10 protein-coding genes are annotated in these 11,418 nt (G+C 46.7%); 8 read left to right on the top strand and 2 right to left on the bottom strand.

The genetic code is table 11. From position 1 onward, the window contains the following. Positions 1-7 precede the first annotated feature (7 nt). The 4 genes from OXH00_07780 (at position 8) to OXH00_07765 (ending at position 2,169) form a co-directional block, all read left to right on the top strand. Positions 8-379 carry a hypothetical protein gene (locus tag OXH00_07780; GenBank protein ID MCY3740904.1) on the top strand — a complete coding sequence of 124 codons (372 nt, stop codon included), beginning with the start codon at positions 8-10 and terminating at the stop codon, positions 377-379. A gap of 261 nt (positions 380-640) precedes the next feature. Continuing rightward, positions 641-1,363, top strand: a complete 723-nt coding sequence (locus tag OXH00_07775) for a hypothetical protein (protein MCY3740903.1) — start codon at positions 641-643, stop codon at positions 1,361-1,363. A 50-nt stretch (positions 1,364-1,413) separates the two neighbouring features. Beyond that, positions 1,414-1,761 carry a hypothetical protein gene (locus tag OXH00_07770; protein MCY3740902.1) on the top strand — a complete coding sequence of 116 codons (348 nt, stop codon included), beginning with the start codon at positions 1,414-1,416 and terminating at the stop codon, positions 1,759-1,761. A 48-nt stretch (positions 1,762-1,809) separates the two neighbouring features. Further along, positions 1,810-2,169 carry a hypothetical protein gene (locus OXH00_07765; GenBank protein ID MCY3740901.1) on the top strand — a complete coding sequence of 120 codons (360 nt, stop codon included), beginning with the start codon at positions 1,810-1,812 and terminating at the stop codon, positions 2,167-2,169. Positions 2,170-2,225: 56 nt separating this feature from the next. Here the strand turns inward: OXH00_07765 and OXH00_07760 are convergent, their stop codons facing one another. Both OXH00_07760 and OXH00_07755 read right to left on the bottom strand, forming a co-directional pair. After that, positions 2,226-2,606 carry an HIT domain-containing protein gene (locus OXH00_07760; GenBank protein MCY3740900.1) on the bottom strand — a complete coding sequence of 127 codons (381 nt, stop codon included), beginning with the start codon at positions 2,604-2,606 and terminating at the stop codon, positions 2,226-2,228. A 95-nt stretch (positions 2,607-2,701) separates the two neighbouring features. Further along, the gene (locus OXH00_07755; GenBank protein ID MCY3740899.1) at positions 2,702-4,375 is read right to left on the bottom strand and encodes a thiamine pyrophosphate-binding protein; all 1,674 of its coding nucleotides are present in this window, start codon (positions 4,373-4,375) and stop codon (positions 2,702-2,704) included. A 225-nt stretch (positions 4,376-4,600) separates the two neighbouring features. Between OXH00_07755 and OXH00_07750 the strand changes: the two genes are divergently transcribed. The 4 genes from OXH00_07750 to OXH00_07735 all read left to right on the top strand — a co-directional run bounded on the left by OXH00_07750 (position 4,601) and on the right by OXH00_07735 (position 11,400). After that, on the top strand, positions 4,601-5,443 hold the full coding sequence (locus OXH00_07750; protein ID MCY3740898.1) for a LamG domain-containing protein: 843 nt from the start codon (positions 4,601-4,603) through the stop codon (positions 5,441-5,443). Between the two features lie 137 nt (positions 5,444-5,580). Further along, positions 5,581-6,426 carry a LamG domain-containing protein gene (locus OXH00_07745; GenBank protein MCY3740897.1) on the top strand — a complete coding sequence of 282 codons (846 nt, stop codon included), beginning with the start codon at positions 5,581-5,583 and terminating at the stop codon, positions 6,424-6,426. A gap of 745 nt (positions 6,427-7,171) precedes the next feature. Further along, positions 7,172-7,957, top strand: coding sequence for a phytanoyl-CoA dioxygenase family protein (locus OXH00_07740; protein MCY3740896.1), 786 nt, complete (start codon positions 7,172-7,174; stop codon positions 7,955-7,957). A gap of 395 nt (positions 7,958-8,352) precedes the next feature. Beyond that, entirely contained in the window at positions 8,353-11,400 is a 3,048-nt protein-coding gene (locus OXH00_07735) for a sigma-70 family RNA polymerase sigma factor (GenBank protein ID MCY3740895.1), read from the top strand. Positions 11,401-11,418: the final 18 nt, after the last annotated feature.

Here is an 11,418-nt window from a genome sequence, read left to right as displayed (position 1 = left end):
TCAAGCGATGTTTAACGTTATTGCCGGTTTGAGTATTGTTGCCCACTTAGCTCTTGTAGGACTACTGCTGTTTTTGTGTTTTCGGACGAAGTCAAAGGGTGTGATACTTATTAGTGCTATACTTCTTACCAATGGGGTTTTCAGTTCAATTTTTAAACACTTTTTTGACCCATATATGGATCAATGGATAGCAGGTGAGATCAGTAATTGGTTGACGCAAAGCATGACTCTCGGAGAATTCGTATTGACAGTTGCCTATATAAAATCCTTCCTGTACAACTCTTTATTTGTGCTCGGTGTCTTTCTAATCTATAGAGAATGGCGACAGGGAAAATTTCGCCTTCCGCAACTTGAACACCAAAAAGAACTCGCGGTATAACCATAGCCTGTTTCATAAATACGGAATTCCCTTTTCCCCAGGTCCGGTAGGTTCGGTTTCCTAACCGAACCGGGCTTCGGCAAGAAATTACCGAATTATAGTAAAACTTAAAATTATATAGACACTTATCCGTTAACAAATATCCGTTCGTAGTAGGGCAATTCATTGCCCGTCGTGTCAAGAAGTGCCCATATATTTTTAGGTTTCACTCTAAATTGTTAACCTTCATGTAACCGAACCGATTGAATTTGAATAAACTGAATGGCGAATTACCAGAAAAATATCCAATCACAGGCGAATCCTACCAACTGGGCCGCAAGCGCGACCTTAGAACGTTTTACCTATAAAGCAGAAACAAACCGCCCATGGAAACCTGAGAAGATTCTTGAACTATTGGAACAGGCACATCAAGCGTTTGAAAGGCTCATGGGACCAGGATTGGGGATTGTGATTGAAGTCGAAGACCGAATCTGTGAACCCAATAACTTAGGTGCGCGCGCCGAGATAAACAAACAGATACATTCCGCTCAAGATTACACCATAGAGGTCAAGTTTATCTGTGAATTTCCGCAGAATTATGGGAACACCGAGCAGGAACGGGATCTCGCATACCACTTTTTTGCCCATGAACTTTTTCACTGCTGGGTTGGTGGAGAGGTATCCACCGATGGTGGACTGATCGTTGAAGCCATTACCCAGTATATGACGGATTGGACGCTTGTCCACTTGGGATGGTGCAGTGAAGACCTACGCATTCGCGGGCGGATCAAGAGTCAACAAATCATAGATAATGCAATCCCACCACACACAACCATCGCCAGATATAAACTCTTTTTCGACCAAATGCACATTGATGCCCCAAAGAAGTTCTTCGATTTCTGTAAAGATTTAGCTGCGTGTTTCCGTCAACAACGCAGTCGAGAAGAAACGGATATATCTCCGGTTTTACAGCGATACTTGGGAACAGCGTTGGAAGAGGATTAGAAAAGTATTCATAGGATTACAATCAAACTTACATCTGAAGGAGGTCTGGCATGGCTTATGTGCTTTATAGTCTAAATCTTGCCACACACTTGGCTCTTATAGGGCTATTGGTATTTTTATGTTTCCGGACGAAATCAAAAGGGTTGGTACTCATTAGTGCGACACTTCTTATATTTCAGATCTTTGATTCCATTTTTGAACAAGTTGTTAAGTCAGATTGGTGGCGATGGGAGCCGGGTAAAGTGATGGACGATGGAATACTCGGTATGAGTGACGTGGAGTTTTTATTGACAGTCGCTATGCTAACACCTTTAGTGTTCAAAGGTTTATGTTTACTCGGTGTTTTTCTAATCTATAAGGAATGGCGACAGGGAAAGTTTAACCAACCATCTGCCTAAATCTGATAGGATGACAATCAAATTTTAGATTCACAGGAGCCTTTAAGCATGTTTGAGAATGTTCTTACTGGTCTAACCTATATTTCAGACGTGGTACTGGCAGGATTTTTGGTGTTTTTATGCCTCCAAACGCGGTCAAAAGGTGTGATCTTCATCACCGCGGTCTTCATCGGATTCAGGTTTCTGAGTCCGATTTTCGATGCAGCGCTCGGCGCAGTCCTCAACGCATATATGGGGAAATGGGAACCGAGTCAAGACATAAGGGGCGTGAAATTGCTACGAAGATTGGATATCTTCATAATAGTTGAGGGTGTAAAATCCATATTATACGTCAATTTGTACCTACTCGGTGCGTTTCTCATCTACAAAGAATGGCGACAGGGAAAGTTCAACTATCCGCCAACCTGAACAACGAGGAGAACTCAAGTCGTAACGAGATCCTTGCTGTCAATAATAATGACTTGTTAGATATTACGACGATTGGATTCCTGTTTTAGCCAGTAACGAATCCCTTTGCCGGCATAAGGCTCGGACGCATGACGTGGAATAACATGCAAATGCGCGTGGAGGACTGTTTGTCCAGCTACAGCACCGCAATTCCAACCGAGATTGTAACCTTGAGGATTGTATTCAGTATCAAGCAGTGCCTTAACCTCCGTAAGAAGTGAAAATGTGGAGGTAATTTCTTCTGTGGTGAGGTCAAATGCTGATTGCCGATGGGCTCTTGGCACAATAATCCCAGAACCTTCCAGAATCGGATGTTTTAGATCAATAAAAAGGCTCAACTCATTTTCAAGTAGAACAGCATTGTCATTGACTTTTGGTGGGCAGAAGGGACAACTCACAATATCGATCTCCTAACAAGCGTTTCCGCTGCACGACTACGAGATAGGTGGGTGTGCGAGGCGTGGTGAACCTCGCACTACCGCATAATTCTCTCTTACGAAGGCATCCACGTCCGTGGTGCTATCCCTTCCACATGCGTTTTCACATCCACAACCGCAGGCTGACCCGAAGCAAACGCCTGATCCAACGCACCCGCAAGTTCACTTGGCTTGTTCACCGTAATCCCGAAGCATCCCATCGACGCCGCCATCTTCGCAAAATCTGCTTCTGGGAACAACCAGAGTTCATCGGAACCCGATGTCCGTCCACCATAAACCGACTCAACGCCACCCTGCTCCTGATTCAACGAGTGATTATTATTCACAACAATAACAGCGTTAATCCCGCACTTCATTGCTGTATCCAATTCCGTCATGTGATACCAGATACCGCCATCACCTGTGAAACAGAGTACGGGTCGATCAGGTTGCGCGCACTTCGCACCCATCGCCGCCGGGACTCCCCATCCCAGCGAACCAGAACACCGTATGAAACTCTGATCCGGATGTTTAAAGTCAATCATTGTCCCAGTCCAGATGCCAGAATGTCCCGTATCGGACACAAGAATCGCATCTGACGGAAGGTAATCTGTCAGTTCACGACAGAGACGTTCCGGTAACATCGGTAACCGCTCCGAATTCACTTTTTCGCTAACACTCTCTTTCCAGTTCTTCACCAATTCCTGCACGCTGCTAACCCATTCTGTCCGTTGTGTTGTGGTGTTTACCGCTGCAAGCATCCGGCGCAGTGTATTCCGCACATCTCCCTGCATCCCCAACTGAATCGGATAATTCCGTCCGAGTTCATCAGGATTAATATCGAGTTGTACAATCGGTGTGCCTTGTGGTGGAATTTTATAGCCACTGGTCACCTGTCCACCGGTATGGCTACCGATAAAGAAGACGAGATCAGCCTCGCAAACCGCTTGGTTCGCACACGCCCGCGAATATGAACCAGGGGTGCCTACCGCCAGAGGATGGTCACTCGGAAACATCGCCTTCGCATTCAAGGAGGTTGCCACCGGGATTGAAAGTTTCTCAGCGAACGCAACAAGTTCTGCGCGTGCGTCTGAAGCCGTTACACCGCCACCTGCCACAATGATAGGGCGTTTCGCTTCCGTGAGAAGTCTGATGGCTTCCGCTACCTTCTCTGCCTCTGCTTCTGGTCGGAAGGGTGGTAATTGGGCAAATGCCTCTTCAATGATTACCTCAAGTTCACCTTCCCGATCAATAACCGACGACCCTGCGATACCTTCAAAGTCGAGGTGAGCAGGTCCCGGTGTCCCTGTTGTCGCGGAACGGAAGGCTTGACGTAGATAGAAGGGAAGCTGCTCTGGTGTCGCAACATAAGCACTATATTTCGTAACAGCGGAAAACGGATTGACGTGATCCACTTCTTGGTAGGCATGTCGCTGTTGGTTGATTTGGTTTTCTTTCCCAGTCAGCGCGACCACTGGTGAACAGGCAAGATAAGCGTCTTGTAATCCCGCTGCAAGGTTAACTGCCCCCACCGATTGTGCCATACACAGGCTCGGCGCGCGGTTCACACGCGCGTAGGCATCCGCCATATACGCTGCCGCTTTCTCGCCGTGCGTCTGAACCCGCTTAATCCCAAGATTTTCCATCTCCATTAAAGCCCGTGGTCCGATGTAGGGCATAAAAAAAACGTGCGTAATCCCATAACCGTGAACAGTTTCAGCAATAAATCGAGCACCCGTCATTTTCGGCATAAATTCTTCTCCTCGTTGTTTCGACGTAACTTACATCACGATATGAAGTCCATTTTACCAATTTTCGGCGTAACTTACAAGTATCAACTTGAGATCAAATAAATTTGATAAGAAATCGCCAAAGATGTTATAATGGCTTTACCATTTTCGCAAACCTATAGACCTCAGAACTAAACCAAGGATTTTCATAGCTGCGGAAACGTCTTCCGCAAGGAGCAACGCACAATGAAAATGTTACTCTTTTTCTTAATGTTCACACTAACGCTCACGATGTTTATTCATAACGGATACACGGAGCCGATAGTCACAGATGGTCTCGTGAGTTATTGGACGTTTGACAAACAAGACATTGCTGGCGGTACAGTCAAAGATGTCTGGGGTGAAAATGATGGTAAGATTGTTGGAGATCCGAAAGTCGTTGATGGACAAGTCGGAGAAGCCCTTGAATTTGACGGCTCTGACGATTATGTGAACTTGACGAACCTCGGCGATTTTGGTGAGAAAGTCGGAGCATCTACGTTTGAAGCATGGGTCAAGACCAGTTTCAAGAAAGACTGGACAACGCTTTTCAAAGTCCTTGACCAAGGGTGTAATATGGCGTGGGCGATTGATGTCAACCGGAGTGCGAAAGCCGGATTCCCGCTCGCTGAGGACATCGTTCACTACTACGTCCGTCAGAAATCGGCGGCGGGCTGCAATGCCATCGTCGTTGAAATTGAGTTTGCACTCTCCGATGGCAAATGGCACCACATCGTTTTCGGAATTGTAGACCCGGGTAAGTCCGATGTCAGCATCTATATGGACGGTGAGCCACAGGAGATTATCGTCGGTGATGCCAAGAAACTTGACACCTTTATTCCGTTTGTGGAACCTGTCTACATAGGCGCGGCGAACAATCGCGGCAACGTTGAGCGACATTTCCCCGGTATCATTGATGAAGTCCGTATTTATGACCGTCCGCTCACCGCAGATGAAGTGACCCGAAATTTTAAGTCGAAGATTGGACTGTCTGTTCAAGCAGCCGAGAAGTTACCTATCGTCTGGGGGAACCTAAAGACAGAATTATAGGAGAAAAAATAAGGGTAGGACTTACGCATTCCCTCTTAAAGTCCCCCTGATAAGGGGGATTTAGGGGGTTAAAAATACGGGATGTATAGGCAGGACTTCACTGCGTGACTTTCGCACACCTAAAGGAGCGGTTACTTATGAAAAGCCTAATTTATCTCCTCGCAATCACGCTAATTATTACCATGTCTTTCCAAAACGGGCATGCACAACCCATCGTAACAGATGGACTCGTCAGTTATTGGACGTTTGACGAACAAGACATTGATGGTTTTACAGCTAAGGATATCTGGGGTGAAAATGATGGTAGAATCGTCGGTAACCCGAAAATCGTTGACGGACAAGTCGGAGAAGCACTCGAATTTGACGGTGCTAACGACTATGTCAACTTGACAAACCTCGGCGATTTTGGAGAGAAAATCGGTACATCTACCTTTGAGGTTTGGATGAAAACCAGTTTTAAAGATAACTGGACAACCCTTTTCAAAGTTCTCGACGAAGGTTGTAACATGGCATGGGCAATTGAACCCAACCGGAGCGCATTAGCAGGATTCCCGTTTGCTGAAGGGGTCATTCACTTTTATGTCCGTCAAAAATCGGCGGCAGGCTGCAATGCTATCCCTGTTGAAATTGAATTTCCGATCTCCGATGGGCAATGGCACCATATCGTTTTCGCAATCGTAGACGCTGGTAAAGCCGAAGTCAGTATTTATATGGACGGTGAGCCACAAGAGATCATCGCCGGCGACGCAAAGGAACTCGACAATTTTGTTCCATTTGTACAACCCATCTTTATCGGCGCGGGGAACAATCGCGGTGCTGTCAGCAGGCATTTCCCCGGTGTCATTGATGAAGTCCGCATTTATGATCGACCCCTAACCGCTCGCGAAGTGACCCGAAACTTTAAATCGAAAATCGGGTTGTCCGTTCAGGCATCCGAGAAACTGCCTATTGTGTGGGCCACCCTCAAAACAACCTTAAAATGATGGACAAAATATCTCTTTGACATACTCCCCCCGCTAAAGCAGGGGGATTCTTAGAAACACCCTGAGCGGGGCAGATCGTGCTATCAACGACCACTGCTTGCGATAGACAAGTCTTCTGTAGCCTCCTGCAACAGGTAATGCCCTAACTGCGTGCTGTAAAGCACCTTACGAAAAGTTTTGAGTCGTTGATTTCAAATGGGATGTGCTTTTAAGCAATCTTTCCCAACTAACGACTGACAAGCATATTTTAGATATTTTTCAGTCGTGTGAGGCTTTTACGTGATTGTCTGAAATATCAAGCAATATACCAATGCATCAGTCACAACCAATGCCGAACACGATGAACATTTTAACATTTTTGGCAATCTTTGTCAAGAAAAAATATAGGCAGCGTCTACATCTCCGACCTACGAGGACGGAGTTTTGACGCTGAAGATTATGATAACGCTGGAATCTGTTATAGTTCAGACACACGTTGTCTCTCCGCAAGATAAATTATAGTAGAACCCGTAATTATTTGCACACTGGAGAGACCATAGGGGTTGGGTAACCCAACCCCTACGAGCGAAAAGTGTAAACTTATTTTCGGATTTTACTATAAAAACCCGTAGCCCGTAATGAAATTATGCCTTAAATGGCATAATTTTGCTTCGCAGTGAGAATGCTTTACATTTGGAGGGCGGATTTCGGGAACGCATCCAATAGTTTAGACGCAGGTTATTTCTCCGCAAGGTAAATTAAAAATATGCTAACACCACACGAAAAATGGTTCTTTGATCACCACGGATTCATTATCCTCCGCAAAGTCGTGCCACCTGAAGATATCGAACGGATGATTGAACTCGGTAACCAGTGGCACGATACGTCCTTGGATGAGCTGCCCGCACCGCTTACCTCTACATCCCGAACCGGTGATCATTCCCCGACAATTGCGCATTGGATCAATCATATCCAATACGGGGATCCAGTGTTCCAACGGCTTGTCCTCAACCGGGAGATTATGCGTGTCATTATTGCCCTGACGCGCGGAACGCCTTGTCTTGTTGATTGTGCCTTAACCAAGAACTACAAAACCTCCGATGACATCCACTTCCATGCCGCCGGTCAAGATTACAGTATAGACGAATCTGGACCTCGGGCAGGTTTCCTCAACGCTGGCACCTCCTTGGTGGATGTCCCACCGGAAACAGGATTCGTCTGTCTGCCCGGAAGCCATAAGCGTAACTTTGAGCCACCCGACGACCTCTCAATTTACGATGGACCCCCAACGGTTATCAACGTTCCTGTCAACGCTGGCGATTGTGTCATCTTTACAGAAGCACTCTATCACGGCGGAAGACGTTGGACAGAATCCTATCCCCGATACACTATTTTTAACCGCTATATTGATAATGCATCACACAATTCCCTGCCCATTGAAAGCCATAAACACCTGATTTCGGATGAGATCTATGAATTGGAACAGCCCGCGGTTCAGGGGCAACGGAAACAGGTCGTAGAACGGATTCTAAGCGAATTAGAGGCACGCTGAGGCACTACGATGCAGACACGCCGGAAGTTACCGCCTTCGCGCCGCAACCGTTGATATGGCAGGACGCACAACAGTCAACGGGAAAACCATCACGATCTCTTAGTCATCGAACCTAAACTTGTGTTATCATCCTCTCTTTGTAGGAGCGAGCTAGGCTCGCGATCTGTGGAAACAAGCTGTGTTCACGATCTGTAGGAGCGAGTGTTTTTGCTTGGGGTGTTTTTGCTTGGGTATTTCTGCGTATTGATAGGGTGTTTCTGCGGATTTCTGCGGATTTCTTGTCGCTCGCGATCTTCCGTTTCAAATTTTCATTAAATCTTGCGTTTTATGCAACCTTTCCACCGCTCACACCTCTCTTAACATTATGAGAGACAACCTGTTTTTAGAGGTGACGTATGAAAAATAACGATGCGCAATTGGTTCAACGGACTTTGGCAGGCGACCAGTCCGCTTTCAGCGCGCTCGTGCGAAGATACCAAAAGCCGGTCCACGCGCTCGTATGGCGGAAAATTGGGGACTTCCATATCGCTGAAGAAATCACGCAAGATATATTCCTCAAAGTTTACAAAAAGCTCCAGGCGCTGAAAAATCCGAATAGGTTTGCGGGATGGCTTTACGTAATTGCAGCTCGCCGATGTTACGCTTGGTGCAAAAAGAAGCGGATTCCAATGAAATCGCTCGATGCGATGTCAACAGAGGAATTGGAGGAATTGGCTTGTGCGCAATACCAAGTTGAACAACAAAAAGAATTCGTCAGTGAAGGGAAACGCGAGGTCGTCAAACGTCTCCTTCAAAAGTTACCGGAGAGTGAACGCACCGTCGTCACGCTCCACTACCTCGGCGATATGACATGCGAAGATATTAGTAAGTTTTTAGGTGTATCGCCGAACACGGTCAAGAGTCGGCTGCATCGCGCTCGTAAGCGATTGAAGAAGGCAGAACATATCATCCACGAAAATTTGGGCGGTTTCCAGTTTACCACGACTTTAACCGAAAATGTTTTGAAAGAAATCGTCCGTATCAAACCAGCACCACCATCAGGCAGTAAGCCGTGGATGCCGTGGGCGGTCGCCGCTTCAACGGCTGCCTTGGTAATACTGCTAATGGGCAACGGCACGCAATACCTACCTCGCTTTCAGCAACCTTATAGTTTCGACGCAACAGCGGAGATGACCGTTGAGCTCGTTGACGCGCCCGTTGTTAATGCTTCAAAGCAGAAACTGAGTCCGAGAAATCAGATCGGAAACACCGATACACCGGGCACGCATAACGGAAACGCGAACCGCGAAACGACAGCATTTCAAGTCATCGCAGATCGATCTGACCAACCTGAGAAACCTACTATAATCAAATCGCGGTGGATGCCGATGGGCGGTCCAGAAGGCACTTCAGGGGGCAGAGTCGGTCTATTTGCGACATCCAACCGAACCCTCTACGCTGTTGCAGCGAGAGGAATCTACCGCTTGACAGAAGATGAAAAGGCTTGGACGTTGATCTGTGAAAGTACCCCGACCCGTCAGTTCCAAACGCCGATGGCAGAGCGGAACGATATACTCTATATTTTGACCGATGATGAATTATTAGCCTCAACCGATGCCGGTGAAACGTGGGATACCGTCGGTCCTCGACCAGAAGGACGGGCTTTTGAATTGCTCATCACGGATGAAATGTTTTACCTCGTTTTTGAAAAACATATCTTTCGGTCTGACGATGCCGGTAAAAGTTGGATACCGATGATGCCAGATTTGCACGCCTATATTATGAAGATGAATGGCAAACCTGACATCTCAGTTTCGGACGCTGTTGCACTTGACAACAGCGTATTCGTCGGGACAAACCGAGGGCTTTATCGTGTTACCACAGATGATTGGGAGTTATTGCCGCTCTACGGTCCTCAATTTATTAATGCGTTGATAGCCACGGAGAGTAAACTCTATGTTGTAGCGGGTCCCGATTTTACAAAACCTACAAGGTTTGAATATCAAGACTTAAATCTTTCAACTGAGATATTAGAGTTTCCACCGAGAATTTTCCGCTCTACCGATCTGGGCAATACTTGGATTGATATTTCACCGGTAGAGGGGAAAGGCACAGGCGGTAGATTATGGATGGAGTTACCACCAACAGATGACGGTTTCCGACTCCAAATGTTCAGTGGTATCCAGTTAGCTGCAGTTGGCGAGAGGCTCGTAGTGATGGGGACACGCGTTTTACTACATTCGTCTGATAGTGGTGATACATGGACAGATGTCGGAAAGGATATCAGCATTGGCAAGAATGCCTTGAGTCAGAGTATCTTCCCCGTTGTCGCGCTGGACGAAAATAACTTTTATACCTCGGATATCTCTGGGGTTGCTCGGTCAACAGACGCAGGTAGATCGTGGCATCCCTTCCTTACTGGAATAGTAAACTCACACGTTCAAAGTCTGGTTCCCCTTAAAAATGCACTTTGTGCCCTCACGCCTGAAGGTATGGTCAAATCAACGGATCTCGGGGAATCGTGGATATCCATTGGCGTAAATGTTCATGACATTGTTGTGGCAGCAGGTAAACTTCAAAAGAAACAAGCAGCTCCAGATTTGCTGAGTTACGCAAAAATCGCGACAGCTAACGATTCACTTTACGTAAGCAACAGTACATCTAATAATGTCGGTTTTTACCACCTTTCTGCTGATGGAGGTATGCTAATGGCTGTCCAAGGAGTGCCCGCATTTGCTGAAAGTACGCTACAAGTTGAATGGATGAAACAGATCAATAATGCGCCTGCTGGACGTCGCCGTAGTGAATTGGGTTACCAAATGAGAATAGATATTCCTAATATCATTGAAGAGCAGCTCACAAATGGTCGGTTTACAATAGCAGATGGAACGGTCTACATGGAATTCCGGCATAAACTCTTCAGATGGCGAAAAGGTGAAGCGCAATGGTTCAATACCGGTATTGAAGATACCACCAAACGCGCCCCGGGGGCAGATACATCTAAAGGTCTCACCCTCGCGGCTTCGCAGAATGTCGTCTATGTCGGTAAACGCGATGGTTCGCTATTTCAATCGTTTGACAGCGGAGAGAGTTGGAAAGAGATTACCGCAGATTTACCCTTCCGTTTCGCATATTTTCAAGAGATAATTTTTGCGGCTGCTACGGTTTATGTCGTAACAGATCAGGGGGTTATGGATTCGCACGACGGTATCAATTGGCACGCACTCACCGATACAGAGGGCAACCGTCCCCTGATTGCTCGGATAGCCGTAGATGGTGATCAGGTCTACGGTGTAACTAACCGAGGCGTTTATCGGATAGACGCGGAGACAGATACATTGATTCGGATTTCATCTAAAGTTCCATACAAAATAACCGCTTTTGCTGTTGATCGTGGCATTTTCTATATCGGCACGCGGCACCGCGGTGTACTCCGCTTACAACTTAACCAACCCTACAATTAATGTTGACAGAGGCCCCTC

It is taken from the genome of Candidatus Poribacteria bacterium (assembly GCA_026706025.1).
GTDB lineage: Bacteria > Poribacteria > WGA-4E > WGA-4E > WGA-3G > WGA-3G.
This window is presented reverse-complemented; position numbering and strand designations above follow the sequence as displayed.